The following is a 17,055-nucleotide window of genomic DNA, read 5'->3' on the forward strand; positions in this document are numbered from 1 at the left end:
TAAAAAAAGACCGATGGAAAAAACTTACCTCCCCCCGCTCAACTCCCTAGAACACAAGTGGTACGTCGTAGATGCGACTGATATGCGTCTTGGACGGCTGGCTAGTGCAATTGCCATGATTCTTAGGGGGAAAAACAAACCCACTTATACACCCCACATTGATACAGGCGACTTTGTTATTGTTGTCAATGCGGAAAAAGTCGTTGTTACTGGCAAAAAACGGACTCAGAAGCTTTATCGACGTAACTCAGGTCGCCCTGGTGGGATGAAGACGGAAACCTTTGCAAAACTACAAGACCGTCTGCCAGAACGGATTATTGAACAGGCTGTCAAGGGAATGCTGCCTAAAAATTCTCTTGGTCGCCAACTGTTTACCAAGCTAAAAGTCTACGCTGGAGACAGCCATCCCCATCAAGCACAACAACCACAAGCCCTAACCATTCAAACGATTCCAGGAGAAAATTAATGCAAGCAGCAGAAACAAGCGGACGCGCTGTGTACTGGGGTACTGGTCGCCGTAAATCCTCAGTCGCACGGGTGCGTCTAGTACCTGGTAGCGGTCAGATAATTGTCAATGGACGCCCAGGAGACAATTACTTTAACTACAACTCCGGTTACATCTCCGCCGCCAAAGCCCCCCTAGAAACTCTAGGTTTAGAAAATGAGTACGACATTTTGGTCAATGCTCATGGTGGTGGATTGACTGGACAAGCTGATTCAATTCGTTTGGGCGTTGCTAGAGCGTTGTGCGAACTAGACCCAGAAAACCGCCCTCCTCTGAAAATAGAAGGTTACTTAACCCGTGACCCACGAGCTAAAGAGCGTAAGAAATACGGCTTACACAAAGCTCGTAAAGCTCCTCAATACTCCAAGCGATAAAGTGTCAACTCTCAGCTTCTCAGGGAGACTCAACCTTGTCTCGTAGGCTAAAAGCTGAGAGCTGGCAACTAAAAGCTAAAATTAAGAACAGATTGACAAAAGTTTAAAGTAGAGCAAAAACTATGCCAAAACCTGATATTCATCCACAGTGGTATCCAGATGCCAAGGTTTATTGCAACGGTGAGGTCGTAATGACAATTGGCTCAACCAAACCAGAAATCCACGTTGATGTTTGGTCTGGCAACCATCCCTTCTATACAGGGACACAGAAAATGATTGATACTGAAGGGCGAGTTGAGCGCTTTATGCGGAAATACGGAATGCTCGACGACAATGCCTCGGCGGATCAGTCCAAAGAGAAATAGCTATCTTGGTGAGCTTATAACCACCCAGTAACTGGCTTGCTGGGTCATTGTTTTATTTGTAAGCAACCAAGCTATTTTTTTGAGGGAGCGATCGCACGAGTCATGGCTGAAACCTACCTGCTAGAGAAATTACAATCTGTTGAACAAACCTTCAATGAATTAACGCGGCGTTTGGCTGATCCAGATATCGCGACCAATCCGCATGAGATGCAACGGGTTACAATGGCACGTTCCTCGCTAGAGGAAGTTGTCAATACCTACGACACCTGGAAACAGACTCAGGAAGATTTAGCAGGAGCGCGGCAAGTCCTCAAGGAAGCAAGCAGCGATCCAGAGATGCAAGAAATGGCTGCGCTGGAAGTTAACGAACTGCAAGCCAAACTAGAGCAACTGGAGACACGCCTGAAAATTTTGCTCTTGCCTCGTGACCCGAATGATGACAAAAACATCATGTTAGAAATTCGGGCAGGTACAGGTGGCGATGAAGCCAGTATCTGGGCAGGTGATTTGGTACGGATGTACTCGCGCTATGCGGAAACTCAGAACTGGAAAGTCAAGTTGCTGAGTGAGTCGCTAGCAGATATGGGCGGCTTTAAAGAGGCAATCCTTGAAATACAGGGCGATCAAGTTTACAGCAAGCTCAAGTTTGAAGCAGGCGTCCATCGAGTGCAACGAGTCCCTGTGACAGAAGCTGGGGGAAGAGTTCATACCTCAACGGCAACAGTGGCAGTTATGCCAGAAGTGGATGAGGTGGAAGTTCAGATCGATCCAAAGGATATAGAACTCAAAACAGCTCGTTCCGGTGGTGCTGGTGGACAGAACGTAAACAAAGTGGAAACAGCCGTTGACCTGATCCACAAACCAACAGGAATTCGAGTCTTTTGTACGGAGGAGCGTTCTCAACTGCAAAACCGAGAGCGGGCGATGCAAATTCTCCGCGCTAAGCTGTACGAAATTAAGCTACAGGAACAACAAGCCGCAGTGAAATCGATGCGGCTATCGCAAGTTGGAACGGGTTCTCGCTCTGAGAAAATCCGTACCTACAACTACAAAGACAATCGTGTCACCGACCACCGATTGGGTCAAAACTATTCACTCAGCCCAGTTCTCGAAGGCGACTTGGAGTCAATGATTCAATCTTGTATTAGCCAAGACCAACAAGAACGGTTGGAGGAATTAGCGGCTTCCACTAAATAATGCTCAGTCGCTCAAGTAATCTAACGTTGTAGTCAAAGTGAGAAAGCCCTGGTAGAAATACTGGGGCTTTCTCATTTTTGCATCAAGCCTAGGGTTAGCGGTCAGCTATCAGCTTTTTTGTTTTCCTGGCTAGTAGTGCTGCTTCACAGCTTTTAGCTGTACCTCATTTAACTAAGAACTGCTATGTTTTTAGGGCAACCAGAACTCTGGCAAAATCGTTTGACTCAAACCCCGCACAAATTGGTTGATTGTCCGGGCAAACTGGATATGGGGTTCATCAGGCTCGACAGGTAGGATAGTCGCCTTGCTACCATGCCCAAAGGATTCAACCACAAGATTTGCTGCCTCTAAACCCGTCACATACGCCTTCTCTTGCGACCATGAACCGTGGCGAGTGATAATCCAATCCCCGCTCATGAAGACATTTTTGATATTGGTTTTTGCCTTCAAGAGATACTGATAGCTACCTGGTGCAAAGTGAGTCACACCTTGAGGCACCCGGATAACACTGCTATCGATAACCTTTGCCTGTCGAAATCCTGGAATACAGGTAGCTAAATCTTCCTGAACTTTCTGCACAATTTGCTCATCGCTCAGAGGTAGCAACTGGTTAGCGTTATAAAAGTCAGCTTCAATTACGCTACCTGGTTCATCACGGTATTCGTCGTGCAGCACATTCAGGTCAAAAAATGTCCAGCCTGTTGTCGGATCAAAGCCGAAGCAGGCATTCGAGGGATGACTGATCGGAATTTTGCGGTCAAACCACAGCCGCGTTGCCATCACATCAATTGCGCCCAAATTCGTCAAGTCTCGGAACTCTTGGTAATTTTGCAGTGTTGGGCTACCTGATACAATCTTTTTCATGCCACTAACGCTAACGCCAAAAATCACTGCGTCTGCTTCAAAGACTTCATCACCACAGACAACTCCCTTTGCCTCGCCTGTGCTGTCGAGGAGGATGTCGCTCACCCGCTTGTTGGTCAGTACCTTTCCACCAAGTTTCTCAATGCGTTCAACCCAAGGCTTGAATATCATTTCCCCAACTGTTCCCCGGCACCAAACCACATCAAAGTTGGGTTGGTGAGCGAGGATGAAGTAGTAAAGCATCCCTAAGGCGGCAGCGGCTGAACACTGTTCCCCTGGAGCAAATAAGCCGACTAGCAGCATCGGCTCGAAGGAATCTTTGTAGAGTCGAGCAGAAACACCAAATTGTTTGAACACTTCACGGGCGGTTACAAAGTCATAACGCCACCAAGCACTATCAGAATTGTCAAAATCGACTACAGCATAGAGCAGAGGTAAGGCAGAAAGGCGGTCAATCAGGGGCAACCGCTTGAACTGAGTGTAGAGAAAGGTTCCCAATGGTGTGGGAAGTAACGGCTCGTTTTGAAATATGGGCGATTCGACTTCCAGTCCTGCGGGTGAATATTGGGAGGAACGGGTAAACGGGGTGAAGGGATTTAGTCCCAACTTTTGCACTAGGGAAAAGATATTGCTGTAGGGATACCAGAAGCCATGAATACCGCCCTCTACCGAGCGTCCACCCGCTGTTTTCCAACCTGCCACTAATCCACCGGGGTAGGAACTAGCTTCTAAGAGCGTGACATCGTAACCCTGAGCGGTTAGGTGGTAGGCTGCGCCTAATCCAGCCCAACCAGCACCGACGACTACTACCCGTTTCTGTTCTGACGCTTCCGTCATCCTTTACCTCGTGATTCTCTTTTTTCAGGATGCCATGATTGATGGTGCGCTATGACGCTGGAGTTGAGCCAGGCTGTCCATTGCTTCACCTAGAGATGAGAGTACCTGAAGAAGATAGGCAGGGGGAGGGAAGTTTTCCTTGGGGGGCGGCAATTCTGTGATAAAGTCCGACACAGTCAAGGTCGCACCGATGTGTGCCCCTATAAGCAATCTGTACTTCATTGACTGGAAAACGCTATAAATTCAATGCGATCGCCTCTATTTCTAAAGAAGCGATCGCACAAACTTTTCGATATCCGAAAGCGGAAGGTTAGTTACCTTTTGAAGCCTATTCCTCCTCTTCCTCACCTTGAATGGAGGGAAGCTCTTCGTCACCTTGAATGGAGAGAGGCTCTTCCTCACCTTGAACAGAGGAAGGCACTAATGCAACAGCCGCGATCGCATCATCTTCATCTAACCGCTGTACTCTTACCCCAGTTGCCATCCTAGATTGCGGTGAAATTGCACCAATCACTTGACGAATGATGATACCTCGACTAGTGACCATCATCAGCTCATCCCCTTCATTGACCACCATCAGCGACGATAGTTTATCTTTCGGTAAACGGAACTTCGTGGCTAAAATTCCCATTCCTGCACGATTTTGCAGCCGGAATTGTTTAACAGGTACTCGCTTACCATAGCCACCCATCGTTACTACTAGCACCCAAGGGCCTTGTCCAGCCGTTTCTACCAACTCCCCACCATTAAGTTCTGCGCCATTGAGGTCTTCGATCTCCTCCTCTGACTCCGCCTCATTGACAGGTGCAAGACTAGCAACAACTTGACCCGGTAGAATGTCCATGCTGATCAACACATCATCGCGTTTCAGCTTCATTGCCTTAACGCCGCGTGTAGCCCGACCGAGGGGACGTAGTTGATCGTGGTCAGTCTTGAAGTGAATCGCCATCCCCTGACGTGACCCAATGATGATGCTGTCTGCTTCTGTGGCACGACGTACCCACCGTAATTGATCACCTTCTTCTAGAGAGATTGCAATCAACCCATTGGCTCTTATATTACCAAAGGCATCTAGTGCTGTTTTTTTGATGTAACCCTTCTGGGTCAACATCACTAGATATTCATGATCGGTAAACTCCGACACTGGCACAATCGAGGTGATTTTTTCATTCCGGGGAATCGGCAACATCTGCACAGTTGGCACTCCCCGTGCGGTGCGAGAGGCTGCTGGGATTTGGTACGCTCTCAAACAGTAGACTACACCGCGATCGCTAAAGAATAAAAGGCTATCGTGATCACAGCAAGTCAGGAAATGCTCAACCCCGTCATCCTCTTTCATTCGAGTGCCTGCCTTGCCGCGCGTTGCTCTCGCTTGTGCAGCAAAGTCGTTGACTGGCATCCGCTTGATGTAACCTTGCTCAGTCAGCAGAATGACGGCTTTTTCATTGGCAATCAGGTCAATGTCACCGAGTTCACCTTCAACCTGCTGAATTACCGTGCGTCGTGGTGTGGCGTGGGTGGTTTTAAGCTGACCCACTTCCGTTTCAATAATTTCTAGGATGCGACTTCTGTTGGCAAGGATGTCCTGCAAGTCAGCAATCCGAACTTGTAACTCATTGTGCTCCGCGTGAATCTTCTCTGCTTCCAGCGCTGTCAAGCGTCGCAACTGCATTTGTAAAATAGCATCAGCTTGCGGTTCGGAAAGACCATATACTTCCATCAACCCGACTTTCGCCGTCGGTGCATCAGCGGCGCTGCGGATGAGTTCAATAATCGCATCCAGGTTATCAAGAGCAATCAATAACCCTTGCAGTAAATGGTCGCGTTCTTCTGCTTTCCGCAGTTCGTACTGAGTCCGTCGCGTAATCGTCTCAATGCGAAAATCTAAGAAAACTTCCAAAAACCGCTTAAGCGTCAGTAGCTGCGGTTCATTTCGCACCAACGCCAGCATATTCGCCCCAAAGTTCATCTGTAGGGGCGTTTGCTTGTAGAGGTTGTTGAGGACAACACGGGGATAGGCGTCGCGCTTGAGTTCTATGACGATTCGCATCCCGTCGCGATCGCTTTCGTCCCGAATATCCGAAATGCCCTCTAAGCGCTTTTCGTTGACCATTTCGGCAATCTTCTCAATCATCCCTGCCTTATTCGTTTGGAAAGGAAGCTCAGTGATGATGATTGCTTCTTTGTCAGGACGCCCACGATGTTCAATCGTTTCAATCTCGGCGACACCCCGCATCGTAATCGAACCGCGACCTGTGGTAAATGCTTCTTTAATCCCCGTGGTTCCCAGAATCTGTCCCCCAGTTGGAAAGTCAGGGCCAGGAACATACCGCATTAACTCTATATCCGTTATCTCAGGATTGTGGATGAGCGCCACCAAGCCATCAATTAACTCTCCCAGGTTGTGAGGCGGGATATTGGTTGCCATCCCCACCGCAATCCCGGAAGAACCATTGAGTAGTAACTGAGGCACACGCGCCGGTAAGACAGTTGGTTCTTGTTGCGAACCATCAAAGTTATCAATGAAGTCTACCGTTTCTGACTCAATATCCTGCAACAGGGCGTCTGTAGCTAAAGCACGCAAGCGACACTCTGTATAACGCATTGCGGCTGGTGGGTCGTTGTCAACCGAGCCAAAGTTCCCATGTCCGTTAATCAGAGGCGATCGCATCGAGAACTCTTGAGCCATCCGCACTAAGGCGTCATAAACGGCAGTATCTCCATGAGGGTGATACTTACCTAGCACTTCTCCCACAACACGAGCACACTTCCGGAACGGTCGGTCTGGCATCAGACCTAGCTCATGCATTGCATAGAGAATCCGCCGATGTACCGGCTTGAGACCATCCCTAGCATCTGGCAGTGCCCGACCCACAATTACGCTCATCGCGTATTCCAGGTAAGACTGAGACATCTCGTTCCGCAGATTCGTCGGGACAATCCGCTCTTGGGAGGTACTCATAGAACGAAAAACTCCATTAAAATCAAGAATGTGGCAGAAAAAAGCCGAAAAGCTGCAAAAAATGCCGCTTTTCACTCGAATATTTGCCAAAAATTAGTAGTTTCTTTTAAAATTTTAACACAATTCCAAACCCCTCAGCCGGAGCAACGGCTGGGAGAAACGTTATATGGAATACAAGTGCTAATTCGCAATCCTATTCAATCGGCACTCTATACTAAAGTCTGAATTATGAGTCCAAAAGGGAGCGAGAGATGGTCTCCATCCGCGAGTTGCATAGACAGCTCATTCGCAAAGAACGTTCGGCTGTCGAAATTACCCAAGAAGCCCTAGACCGGATTCAGGAGCTAGAGCCGAAATTACATAGCTTTTTGCACGTCACCTCAGAACACGCCCTAGAGCAGGCGCGTCAGGTGGATGTCAAAATCGCCGCTGGAGAAGAGATAGGGCTGTTGGCGGGAATTCCGATTGGCATCAAAGACAATATGTGTACCAAGGGAATTCCTACTACCTGTGCTTCCCGAATTCTGGAGAATTTTGTGCCGCCTTACGAGTCAACCGTGACTCAAAAGCTCAAGGACGCTGGCGCGGTGATGGTGGGTAAAACCAATCTTGATGAGTTCGCGATGGGCAGTTCTACGGAAAACTCTGCCTATCAAGTCACCGCAAATCCTTGGGATTTGGATCGGGTGCCAGGAGGTTCCTCAGGAGGTTCAGCCGCCGCAGTAGCAGCACAAGAATGTGCTGTTGCCCTTGGTTCGGATACAGGTGGTTCAATTCGTCAACCTGCCTCGTTCTGCGGTGTTGTTGGTCTAAAACCTACCTATGGTTTGGTTTCCCGTTATGGTCTTGTTGCTTATGCGTCTTCTTTGGATCAAATTGGGCCACTAGCGCGAACGGTAGAAGATGCAGCAATTTTGCTCAGTGCGATCGCAGGTTATGACCCCAACGATGCTACTAGCTTGAAAGTCGAAATCCCTGACTATGCCAAAATACTTCAGCCCGATCTGCGACCCAGAGGACGGCTAAGAGTTGGCATTATTAAAGAAACCTTCGGTGAAGGCTTAGACCCGGCTGTTGAACAGGCTGTAACTAAAGCGATCGATCAGCTACAAAGCTTGGGTGCAGAAATTCATGTCATTTCTTGTCCCCGGTTCCGCTACGGGTTGCCAACCTACTACATCATTGCTCCTAGTGAGGCATCAGCAAATCTTGCTCGTTACGATGGTGTCAAATATGGCAAGCGTGTTCCTGATGCCGACAATCTCCTCTCGATGTACACCAAAACTCGTGCTGCTGGATTTGGTGCAGAAGTCAAACGCCGGATTATGCTAGGCACCTATGCCTTATCAGCAGGTTACTACGATGCGTATTACCTGAAAGCGCAAAAAGTTCGCACTTTAATCAAACAAGACTTTGAGGCAGCCTTTGAAAAAGTAGATGTCTTAGTCTGTCCAACTGCTCCCACAACAGCATTTAAAGCTGGGGAAAAGACAGAAGACCCTTTGAGTATGTATCTCTCTGACCTGATGACCATCCCGGTAAACCTCACAGGTTTACCAGGGTTAAGTGTACCTTGTGGCTTTGATGACAATGGATTACCGATTGGAATGCAGCTAATTGGCAAAGTGTTGCGTGAAGATCAGTTATTTCAAGTCGCCTATGCCTACGAGCAATCGACTAGCTGGCATCTACAGAAACCCCAATTGCAGTAGAGATTAGAGGCATGGAGCACAGCTCCTATGCCTTTTAGGTGTAGCTTTAAGATGCAGGTGTGGGGAACGGTTTTCGCGAATTTCCTAGTGCAGAAATAAAGCCTTTTGACTTCTGAATTCCAGGGAGCAGCACTAAATAGTTAAAGATGAACTACCTCGCACATTTATATTTAGCTGAAGATTCACCAGAATCACTCCTTGGTAATCTTTTAGGAGATTTTATGAAAGGACGAAGTATAGATACTTACTGTGATGAAATCAAGAAGGGAATACGGTTACATCAAAAAGTTGATATTTACACGGATTCGCATCCTGTTGTCCGCGAAAGTAAAAGATTAATCAGTTCAGTTAATCGAAGATATTCGGGAATAATTGTTGATGTCTTTTACGACCATTTCCTAGCAAAAAACTGGTTAGATTATTCCTCTGTTAGTTTGAGAGAGTTTACTGCAAAAATCTATAAAATATTAGAACAAAATGAGTCAATTCTTCCAGATTCTATAAAAAGGGTATTGCCAAATATTATTAATGGAGATTTGTTGATGTCTTATGTAGAGCCTCAAGGCATAACCAACGCTTTACAAAGGATATCCCTTAGATTGAAAAGAGAAAATAATTTAGGTAGTGCATCCGTAGATTTAATTGCTAATTATGAGCAATTCAAACAGGATTTTTACCGTTTTTTTCCTGAGCTAATTGACTATGTTAAAACATTACGATATAACTCAAGCTTCTTAGGATAATGTCAGTCCCTTAGCGCAAAACACCATGTCTTTTGTTGGTCTACATATTCATAGTGACTACAGCTTGCTTGATGGGGCTTCTCAGTTACCGCAACTGGTAGATCGAGCGGTTGAGTTGGGAATGCCCGCGATCGCACTTACCGATCATGGTGTCATGTACGGCGCGATCGAACTCATCAAAGTCTGCCGTGGTAAAGGCATTAAGCCGATTATCGGCAACGAGATGTACGTAATCAAAGGTGACATCGAAAAGAAAGGGCGTTATCGCAAGTATCACCAAGTTGTTTTAGCGAAAAACACACACGGCTACAAGAACTTAGTCAAGCTGACTACAATTTCTCACCTCCAGGGCTTTCAGGGAAAAGGCATTTTTGCTCGCCCTTGTATTAATAAAGAACTACTTGAGCAGTATCACGAGGGTTTGATTGTTACGAGTGCTTGTTTGGGGGGTGAAGTTCCCCAAGCGATTCTCAAAGGTGACATGAAGCTTGCGCGTGAAGTTGCTCAATGGTACAAAGAGGTCTTTAAAGATGATTACTATTTAGAAATTCAAGACCACGGTTCTATAGAAGACCGCCTTGTTAATGTTGAGATTGTCAAAATTGCCCGTGAGCTAGGCATTAAAATCATTGCAACGAATGACTCTCACTTTATTTCCTGCTACGACGTAGAAGCACACGACGCTTTGCTTTGTATTCAAACAGGCAAGCTAGTGATCGAAGAAAAGCGGATGCGCTATAGCGGTACGGAGTATCTCAAGTCAGCGCAAGAGATGGCGCGGCTGTTCCGAGATCATTTACCAGATGATGTGATCAAAGAAGCGATCGCAAATACTCTCGAAGTTGCCAATAAAGTCAAACCCTACGAGATTATGGGGGAACCCCGCATCCCCAATTACCCCGTCCCCAATGGTCACACAGCCGATACCTATCTAGAAGCAGTCACCTGGGAAGGACTACTAAACCGCGTTAGCTGTCGCTCTCGCACTGAAATTGACCCCGTTTATCGAGAGCGGTTGGAATATGAGCTGAAGATGATGCAGCAGATGGGGTTCTCCACCTACTTTTTAGTGGTTTGGGACTACATCAAATATGCCAGAGATCAAGGCATTCCTGTTGGGCCAGGTAGAGGTTCAGCAGCAGGTTCTCTTGTCGCTTATGCCCTAAAAATTACTAACATTGACCCCGTTCATCATGGTCTTCTTTTCGAGCGTTTTTTAAATCCTGAACGGAAATCAATGCCAGATATTGATACCGATTTCTGCATTGACAGACGCGACGAAGTAATTGACTACGTTACCCGTAAGTATGGCAAAGAGCGAGTTGCACAAATTATTACCTTTAACCGCCTAACCTCAAAAGCTGTCCTAAAAGATGTGGCAAGAGTGTTAGATATTCCCTACAAAGAATCTGACCAAATGGCAAAGCTCATCCCTGTAGTTCGGGGTAAGCCAACTAAGCTTTCAGTGATGATTTCTGGTAAAACACCAGCACCAGAGTTTAAAGAAGCTTATGAGAAAGACCCCAGAATCCAGCGCTGGGTGGATATGGCAATGCGGATTGAGGGAACAAACAAAACGTTTGGGGTTCACGCGGCAGGTGTTGTCATTTCCTCAGAACCACTAGATGAAATTGTGCCTCTGCAAGTGAATAATGAAGGCGCTGTCATCACTCAATATTTTATGGAAGACCTGGAATCGCTAGGTCTTCTAAAAATGGACTTCTTGGGTTTGAGAAACCTAACCACTATTCAAAGAACAGCAGATTTAATTAAGAAAAATCAAAATATTAGTCTTGATTTAGATCAGTTGCCACTTGATGAAATTAGGGCATTGAAGATTTTGGCAAAAGGGCAGATTAACAAAAAGCCCATAGATATCAAAAAAACATATCAGGTTTTGGAGAAAGGTGAGTTAGAAGGCATTTTTCAATTGGAATCATCTGGAATGCGCCAGGTTGTACGAGACTTAAAGCCCGATAGTATCGAAGACCTATCTTCAATTTTGGCATTGTACCGTCCTGGTCCTCTAGATGCTGGTCTAATTCCTAAGTTTATTGATCGCAAACATGGGCGAGAAAAAGTAGAGTATCAACATCCTCTATTAGAGCCAATTTTGCAAGAAACTTATGGAACACTTTGCTACCAAGAGCAAATCATGAAAATGGCTCAAGATTTAGCCGGATATTCTCTTGGTCAAGCAGACTTACTTCGCAGGGCTATGGGTAAAAAGAAGGTTTCTGAGATGCAAAAACATCGAGAAACCTTTATTGATGGTTCGGCAAAAAATGGAGTTTCTAAACGAGTAGCTGAAGAACTATTTGAGCAAATGATTTTATTTGCTGAATATTGTTTGAGTTATGACACAGAAATCCTAACGGTTGAATATGGCTCAATGCCAATTGGCAAAATTGTTGAAGAAGCAATTGAATGCACGGTGTATAGTGTTGATTGCAATGGTTTTGTCTACACCCAACCGATCGCACAGTGGCATGACCGAGGACAGCAAGAAGTGTTTGAATATAGTTTAGAGGACGGTTCGATTATTCGAGCCACAAGAGACCATAAGTTTATGACGATTGATGGTCAGATGCTGCCTATTGATGAGATTTTTGAGCGAGGCTTAGAGCTAAAACAGCTAGAAGGGTTAGAAAAGCTTTGAGATATCCTAATAGTTAGGACTATACACTGTCTTAGAACATTAGGAGTCTGTGCAGGTGAAACTAGGAGTATTTTGCCAAAATCTGGGAAATCCAATAGTTTACTATCCTAGGCTGGCTAAAGCTACTGGTGGAGTGGCAGCTTCTATTTTGTTTTGGCAGCTTTTCCAATGGCAATCTAAAAATGGCAACCTTAAACCGTGGGTAAGAGCCACTATTGATGAAATTGAAAAGGAAACGGGTCTAACGGCCATTGAACAGGAACTAGCACGCCGTGAATTAGTAAAGCGATCGCTTTTAAAAGAACGGTTAGTTACTGAGCATTTTGATACTCTAGAGTTTTGTCCAGATATTGATGCCCTTGAGAAGCAATTGAACGATTGTTGGATAGAAGCTTTTCATGTACCTTCTTTAAATCCAAAAGGTGATGTTATTTTACAAAAGTCTAGTCTTAATAAACCTGGCTTAGTAAATAATCCAACTAATTTAGATTCAGTCTTAACAACAGAGACTATTGTAGAGACGGTAAAGCCTCCGAAAACAGAGAACAATGGCCATTCTGCATTGAGTCGTCATACACCAACAACAGAACAATCCGGCACTGGCTTTGATTCTTCATCAACACATACCGCTGTTGAAGTGGTTGATAACGCTTGTAAGACAACTCGAATCACTAAAACTGATCGATTTTTTCCAGTTCAACGTCAGCCAATTGCCGTGAAAGTTAGCCCTAATTATCAATTTAGTGGGCCTTGGGAGACTATTGAGCAATTTGAGGGGTTTCAGAGAGCTTTATTAGAGTATGCAAAGAATCTGGGGTTTAATAGCCCTTCCGGATGGGTATTTAAAATAGTTGATGACATAACAAAAGGCTTAGTGTCCCCATTCTGGGATGAATTTATCTCAGGAATCCCCCTAGGAGAAAGCCAAAAAGTTAAGCGTGACTGGGAAATTGAACCAGGTGTTCCCTATCCGGCTTTTGAGGAGGAACATACTCAGTATTATGTCCACAAAGGAGAACCGTTAGAGGTAGCTGTATCGAAAGCGCGTTCAGATCTGCGAAATCCAGTGATTGGGAAAGATTTGTGGGAAGGATTCTTGAGGAAATGCGATCGCATTGCTGATGATGCAATACGAGCAAAGAGATTAGGAGTAGCAACCCCCTATTTACCACCCTCCTTTAGTAATAAACCCCAAATTACTAAAGAAAGTGTAATTACTAAGCTTTCGGCTATTACACCTGAATTTTCCCTGGCACCGTCCAGTGCTGAACCCCTAGCACAGCGAAGTTTAGAACCACAGGAAATTAAGGATGAAAGCCCTCAATTGGTCGCTGAGGCTCCTAGCCTATCTGCTTTGCAGGAAGTCTATAAAACTCCTATGGGTCGAACTTTAGTTCAAAAGCAAATTGCTGAAAATCCAGAATGGGGGTATGGAATTGTTGATGACCAAGTAGTAGACTTACTTCCCTTCTAGTGAGGTAAATATGAAGCGAATTGGTGATATTGATGCATTTCTTTTAGGACGCTCTCCTCTTTCAGAGCAGGAAATGAAAAAACTACGTCAAGCTAGACATCAGCAACAGAAAGAGGATGGATATCAACAGTTAGCTGAACTCTGTAGTTTAGGAGAGTACGAGCTAGCTAAGCAACTTGCAAACCGTAACTCTAATTGGGGATATGAAGTAGTTAATGGGGTTGTCATGGAGAGGAGCAATTAGCATTATATTAGCTACTAACCCATCAGGAAAAAGTAACGTTAATCAAACAAGGCTAGTAACTCCCAAAAGTCCAGATGCTGAGTTTCTATCCAAAAGCTTGCTTCATTAGCTTGTTTGAGATGCAACAGAGAAATATCAGATAGACCTCTAGCTTCAAGCTCACAAAGAAGCATTTCCCAATTTTGCTCAAAAAAGGGAAGCTGTTCAAGTTTCTGGCTTCTAATTTCTTCTGCCGACTGAATTTGATTAGGAATTCCGAATAACCGAGGTAAATTTAAATTTTTAGAGAAGTTCCTGGCTTCCTTGTGGTTCATAGAAATTCAAAAAAGATTTAGCTGTATAGGTAGTTGCTCAATGTTGTTCCAAGGTAAGGGTGGAACTGGGACACCTTTCTGTTCAAGCAACTGCTGGAAGTGACGCGCATTTCCAGGAGAATATTTCTCAATGGGACAGTGGACAAAAAAGTAGATACGCTTACCTAAGCGCAACCACTGATCAACTAAAGTAATCCATTCTTCCATAAATGGCTGATTCACCTTTTGGTCAGGATGGCTGATAAAGCGCACTAAACTAAACGGCGCGGTAACAACAGGTTGCACTGGCACCTTTGGTTTTCGCGGTTCGACTGGCTGCTGTCCGTAGCTAGCTGACCCACTGTAGGCAGGCCGCGTATCCAACAGCACCCGTCCGACACCCAGTTGTTCCAAAACTGTATTGAGATTACTAGCGTGGGGTTCCTTGAACCAATCCGGGTGACGAACTTCGACGGCTAGGGGGGCTTCACTCCGAGACCAAGCATCCAGAAAGGCAGTAAGGTCTTCTAATAAAGTGGGTTCATAGCTAGGTGGGAGTTGGGCAAAGATTGGCCCAAGGTGCTTACCTAAACTCCGCATTTGCTCCAAAAACTCTAAGGCACCGGAAATTGAGGGTTGCAAGCAGCCGTTGTGAGTTAACTGGCGCGGCAACTTTGGGCAAAGTTCAAAACCAGGTCGCATCTGTGATGCCCACTGTGCAACAGTCTCCTGATTAGGTGCTGAGTAAAATGTTGTATTGCCTTCAACTGCGGTGAAACGTTGGCTGTAAAGGTTTAAAAATTCTGCGGCTTTACTTCCTCTAGGATAAAGTTCGCCAACCCAACTTTTATGACCCCAAACAGCGCACCCGATGAAAAAGCTCATATTAATAGGTCACAGCCTCTTTCATCAATCAGAACTTGCAGTTTACCACGACTTCCAGAAGTCACGAGTTTTGAATAACTCTACAAAAGGAGGCTTTGAAAACGATGGCAAGTTCACCTTTAAGTATTTTTGGTTCAACCGATCAAGGATAGACTCAGCCTGATACACTTCCTCATCCGTACCCTCTACCATGACTAGATACTCGCTGCTTGAGTATCGTTCAAAATCAACTCCAGCTTCATCTTCGGGAGTCCCCATCCCAGCTACAACCCTAATCAATCCACCACTTGCAGCACCAATCCCAGTTCCCGCTACAGTCGCCAGTAGAGGCGTTCCCCAAGTTCCAACAGCTAAGACAAGACCAACTTCCGGCATCAATAAAAGACCCAAACCCGCGAAGCAGCCACCAACCGCACCCAACAGGCTACCTACGATTGTTGCGGCCATTGCTCCCATTTCTTCTTGAGAGTTGTCCTCATCCAAGTCATTGAACTTAGTGTTACTAAGCTTCTCTTCGTGGTCTGCGTCTTTAGATTCTAAAGGAACAATAGAAATATGAGGAGTTGGAACTCCTGCACGCTTTAGTTCGTTGAAAACCTGTTCTGCATCTGGGCGGTTAGCAAATGTACCAACAGCGCATCTGTGTTGACCTAAAACCATTTCTTCCTCCTTCTGCAATATGCACAGGCATTATGCAGAGGCAAAGTGACTGTGCATTTAGTTACAGTACAATTAGGTGCATTCTTGAATAATTGAAAGCCTCTACCAATCTCTTTTTAGTCAAAATCTATCCAAGTAAATCAGAGTCGCCAAGATTCTCAATGTATCTATAAAGTTTTTGACAAATTTAGATCTTGTCTTGCAGAATTCTTTAAGCTTGATTACGTCTGTAACTTGACAGTACCCAACTCTCGACTGCTTAACCTTACTCAGGCTCAACTTAAAACCTGGGTAGTTCAGGCGCAAATTCAGAGCCAGCGTGGTCAACTACCAGAATACATTCCTCTGCTTGCCCAAGCTAATCCGTTCTGGTTTGCTGTGCAATTCCAGTGTATTGATGGTCAAGTTCATCAGTTTGGCAACATTACGCTGTTGTTTCCGTTGATGAGTGTGGTTAAGCCGTTTGTGTTGCTATTTTTACTAGAGCAATTGGGGGCAGAAGCTGTGTTTTCTCGTGTTGGGATTGAGCCTTCTGACGAACCGTTCAATTCCCTTAAGCAACTACAAGCAGACCAAGGTTTGCCACGTAATCCGATGCTTAACAGTGGTGCGATCGCATTAGCCTCCTTATTGCCTGGTGAAAATGCTCACTCTCGTTGTGAAAGTCTTTGCCTGTGGCTCAATCATCACTCGAACTCTCAGCTATTTTTAGATGAGTCGATGCTGAGTTCCGTGCGTTCTGTAGCGAATGAACGCAATCGAGCGATCGCAACTTTGCTATCTCAGTCTGGTTATCTAGATGACGTAGAACTTGCTTTAGATACCTACAATCACGTCTGCTGTTTGTCTGGAACCATTGCTGATTTAGCAAGTTTGGGGATGTTGTTGGCGCAATGCCAAAAACCAATCCGGCTAGAACACTGCCGTACTGTTAATAGTTTAATGACTACCTGCGGCTTGTACCAAGCTTCTAGACGCTTCGCTGTAGAGGTGGGACTCCCTACTAAGTCAGGAGTAAGCGGGGCAATGGTTTCTGTGGTGCCATCTCAAGGTGCGATTGCCTATGGCACCGCCCAAGGGGCGATCGCGTGTTACAGCCCTCCTCTCGATCAAGAGGGTAACTCTGTAGCCGGAGTGTTTTTATTACAGCAACTTGCCCAAGTATTGAATTTGAAGGGTTAGAAGGTGATTGTTTTAGCTAGTGATTGCAGAACGTGCGATCGCTCTACAATAAAAAGTTCAAACCTTTGACCATAGGTGCTTGGTCACTATCCTTAGACT

17 protein-coding genes are annotated in these 17,055 nt (G+C 45.5%); 11 read left to right on the plus strand and 6 right to left on the minus strand.

What is annotated here, in order from left to right; genetic code table 11:
* The first annotated feature begins 13 nt into the window (after nucleotides 1–13).
* The 4 genes from rplM (at nucleotide 14) to prfA (ending at nucleotide 2,441) form a co-directional block, all read left to right on the plus strand.
* On the plus strand, nucleotides 14–466 hold the full coding sequence (rplM, locus tag AC5JL3_RS13460) for a 50S ribosomal protein L13 (RefSeq protein ID WP_496074958.1): 453 nt from the start codon (nucleotides 14–16) through the stop codon (nucleotides 464–466).
* Complete coding sequence (gene rpsI / locus AC5JL3_RS13465; RefSeq protein ID WP_496074959.1) at nucleotides 466–879, plus strand: 30S ribosomal protein S9; 414 nt, start codon at nucleotides 466–468, stop codon at nucleotides 877–879. Before rplM ends, rpsI begins: the two co-directional genes overlap by 1 nt.
* A 122-nt stretch (nucleotides 880–1,001) precedes the next feature.
* A complete protein-coding gene (gene rpmE, locus AC5JL3_RS13470) occupies nucleotides 1,002–1,244 on the plus strand; it encodes a 50S ribosomal protein L31 (RefSeq protein WP_192221964.1) in 243 nt (80 codons plus the stop codon).
* A gap of 102 nt (nucleotides 1,245–1,346) precedes the next feature.
* Entirely contained in the window at nucleotides 1,347–2,441 is a 1,095-nt protein-coding gene (gene prfA / locus AC5JL3_RS13475; protein ID WP_496074988.1) for a peptide chain release factor 1, read from the plus strand.
* Nucleotides 2,442–2,630: 189 nt separating this feature from the next.
* Here the strand turns inward: prfA and AC5JL3_RS13480 are convergent, their stop codons facing one another.
* The 3 genes from AC5JL3_RS13480 to gyrA all read right to left on the minus strand — a co-directional run bounded on the left by AC5JL3_RS13480 (nucleotide 2,631) and on the right by gyrA (nucleotide 7,104).
* On the minus strand, nucleotides 2,631–4,142 hold the full coding sequence (locus tag AC5JL3_RS13480) for a hydroxysqualene dehydroxylase (protein ID WP_496074960.1): 1,512 nt from the start codon (nucleotides 4,140–4,142) through the stop codon (nucleotides 2,631–2,633).
* 24 nt (nucleotides 4,143–4,166) lie between these two features.
* Nucleotides 4,167–4,364 (minus strand): hypothetical protein, encoded by a 198-nt coding sequence (locus tag AC5JL3_RS13485; RefSeq protein ID WP_496074961.1) that lies wholly within the window; start codon nucleotides 4,362–4,364, stop codon nucleotides 4,167–4,169.
* A gap of 106 nt (nucleotides 4,365–4,470) precedes the next feature.
* Complete coding sequence (gene gyrA, locus AC5JL3_RS13490; RefSeq protein WP_496074962.1) at nucleotides 4,471–7,104, minus strand: DNA topoisomerase (ATP-hydrolyzing) subunit A; 2,634 nt, start codon at nucleotides 7,102–7,104, stop codon at nucleotides 4,471–4,473.
* 30 nt (nucleotides 7,105–7,134) lie between these two features.
* On the opposite strand from gyrA, the gene AC5JL3_RS13495 reads away from it, so the two are divergent.
* The 6 genes from AC5JL3_RS13495 to AC5JL3_RS13520 all read left to right on the plus strand — a co-directional run bounded on the left by AC5JL3_RS13495 (nucleotide 7,135) and on the right by AC5JL3_RS13520 (nucleotide 13,936).
* Nucleotides 7,135–7,329 (plus strand): hypothetical protein, encoded by a 195-nt coding sequence (locus tag AC5JL3_RS13495; RefSeq protein ID WP_192221967.1) that lies wholly within the window; start codon nucleotides 7,135–7,137, stop codon nucleotides 7,327–7,329.
* Between the two features lie 26 nt (nucleotides 7,330–7,355).
* Nucleotides 7,356–8,816 carry an Asp-tRNA(Asn)/Glu-tRNA(Gln) amidotransferase subunit GatA gene (gatA, locus tag AC5JL3_RS13500; protein ID WP_496074963.1) on the plus strand — a complete coding sequence of 487 codons (1,461 nt, stop codon included), beginning with the start codon at nucleotides 7,356–7,358 and terminating at the stop codon, nucleotides 8,814–8,816.
* Between the two features lie 146 nt (nucleotides 8,817–8,962).
* On the plus strand, nucleotides 8,963–9,559 hold the full coding sequence (locus AC5JL3_RS13505; protein WP_496074964.1) for an acyl carrier protein phosphodiesterase: 597 nt from the start codon (nucleotides 8,963–8,965) through the stop codon (nucleotides 9,557–9,559).
* 25 nt (nucleotides 9,560–9,584) lie between these two features.
* Nucleotides 9,585–12,218 carry a DNA polymerase III subunit alpha gene (locus AC5JL3_RS13510; RefSeq protein ID WP_496074965.1) on the plus strand — a complete coding sequence of 878 codons (2,634 nt, stop codon included), beginning with the start codon at nucleotides 9,585–9,587 and terminating at the stop codon, nucleotides 12,216–12,218.
* A gap of 55 nt (nucleotides 12,219–12,273) precedes the next feature.
* On the plus strand, nucleotides 12,274–13,692 hold the full coding sequence (locus AC5JL3_RS13515) for a hypothetical protein (protein WP_496074966.1): 1,419 nt from the start codon (nucleotides 12,274–12,276) through the stop codon (nucleotides 13,690–13,692).
* A gap of 10 nt (nucleotides 13,693–13,702) precedes the next feature.
* Nucleotides 13,703–13,936, plus strand: coding sequence for a hypothetical protein (locus AC5JL3_RS13520; protein WP_496074967.1), 234 nt, complete (start codon nucleotides 13,703–13,705; stop codon nucleotides 13,934–13,936).
* A 38-nt stretch (nucleotides 13,937–13,974) separates the two neighbouring features.
* Here the strand turns inward: AC5JL3_RS13520 and AC5JL3_RS13525 are convergent, their stop codons facing one another.
* From AC5JL3_RS13525 to AC5JL3_RS13535, 3 genes are read right to left on the minus strand one after another with little or no spacing between them, the layout of a single operon-like run.
* Nucleotides 13,975–14,250, minus strand: coding sequence for a hypothetical protein (locus tag AC5JL3_RS13525; RefSeq protein WP_496074968.1), 276 nt, complete (start codon nucleotides 14,248–14,250; stop codon nucleotides 13,975–13,977).
* Between the two features lie 6 nt (nucleotides 14,251–14,256).
* Entirely contained in the window at nucleotides 14,257–15,114 is an 858-nt protein-coding gene (locus AC5JL3_RS13530) for a DUF72 domain-containing protein (RefSeq protein ID WP_496074969.1), read from the minus strand.
* 42 nt (nucleotides 15,115–15,156) lie between these two features.
* Entirely contained in the window at nucleotides 15,157–15,774 is a 618-nt protein-coding gene (locus AC5JL3_RS13535) for a hypothetical protein (protein ID WP_496074970.1), read from the minus strand.
* A gap of 234 nt (nucleotides 15,775–16,008) precedes the next feature.
* Here AC5JL3_RS13535 and AC5JL3_RS13540 point away from each other — a divergent pair, with 234 nt between their 5' ends.
* The gene (locus AC5JL3_RS13540) at nucleotides 16,009–16,956 is read left to right on the plus strand and encodes a glutaminase (RefSeq protein WP_496074971.1); all 948 of its coding nucleotides are present in this window, start codon (nucleotides 16,009–16,011) and stop codon (nucleotides 16,954–16,956) included.
* The last annotated feature ends 99 nt before the right edge of the window (nucleotides 16,957–17,055 follow it).

It is taken from the genome of Symplocastrum torsivum (assembly GCF_059505465.1).

Bases quoted from the DNA above. Each gene is read 5' to 3' on its own strand.
- rplM (WP_496074958.1), top strand. From the start codon at position 14: ATGGAAAAAACTTACCTCCCCCCGCTCAACTCCCTAGAACACAAGTGG.
- rpsI (WP_496074959.1), top strand. From the start codon at position 466: ATGCAAGCAGCAGAAACAAGCGGACGCGCTGTGTACTGGGGTACTGGT.
- rpmE (WP_192221964.1), top strand. From the start codon at position 1,002: ATGCCAAAACCTGATATTCATCCACAGTGGTATCCAGATGCCAAGGTT.
- prfA (WP_496074988.1), top strand. From the start codon at position 1,347: ATGGCTGAAACCTACCTGCTAGAGAAATTACAATCTGTTGAACAAACC.
- AC5JL3_RS13480 (WP_496074960.1), bottom strand. From the start codon at position 4,142: ATGACGGAAGCGTCAGAACAGAAACGGGTAGTAGTCGTCGGTGCTGGT.
- AC5JL3_RS13485 (WP_496074961.1), bottom strand. From the start codon at position 4,364: ATGAAGTACAGATTGCTTATAGGGGCACACATCGGTGCGACCTTGACT.
- gyrA (WP_496074962.1), bottom strand. From the start codon at position 7,104: ATGAGTACCTCCCAAGAGCGGATTGTCCCGACGAATCTGCGGAACGAG.
- gatA (WP_496074963.1), top strand. From the start codon at position 7,356: ATGGTCTCCATCCGCGAGTTGCATAGACAGCTCATTCGCAAAGAACGT.
- AC5JL3_RS13505 (WP_496074964.1), top strand. From the start codon at position 8,963: ATGAACTACCTCGCACATTTATATTTAGCTGAAGATTCACCAGAATCA.
- AC5JL3_RS13510 (WP_496074965.1), top strand. From the start codon at position 9,585: ATGTCTTTTGTTGGTCTACATATTCATAGTGACTACAGCTTGCTTGAT.
- AC5JL3_RS13520 (WP_496074967.1), top strand. From the start codon at position 13,703: ATGAAGCGAATTGGTGATATTGATGCATTTCTTTTAGGACGCTCTCCT.
- AC5JL3_RS13525 (WP_496074968.1), bottom strand. From the start codon at position 14,250: ATGAACCACAAGGAAGCCAGGAACTTCTCTAAAAATTTAAATTTACCT.
- AC5JL3_RS13530 (WP_496074969.1), bottom strand. From the start codon at position 15,114: ATGAGCTTTTTCATCGGGTGCGCTGTTTGGGGTCATAAAAGTTGGGTT.
- AC5JL3_RS13535 (WP_496074970.1), bottom strand. From the start codon at position 15,774: ATGGTTTTAGGTCAACACAGATGCGCTGTTGGTACATTTGCTAACCGC.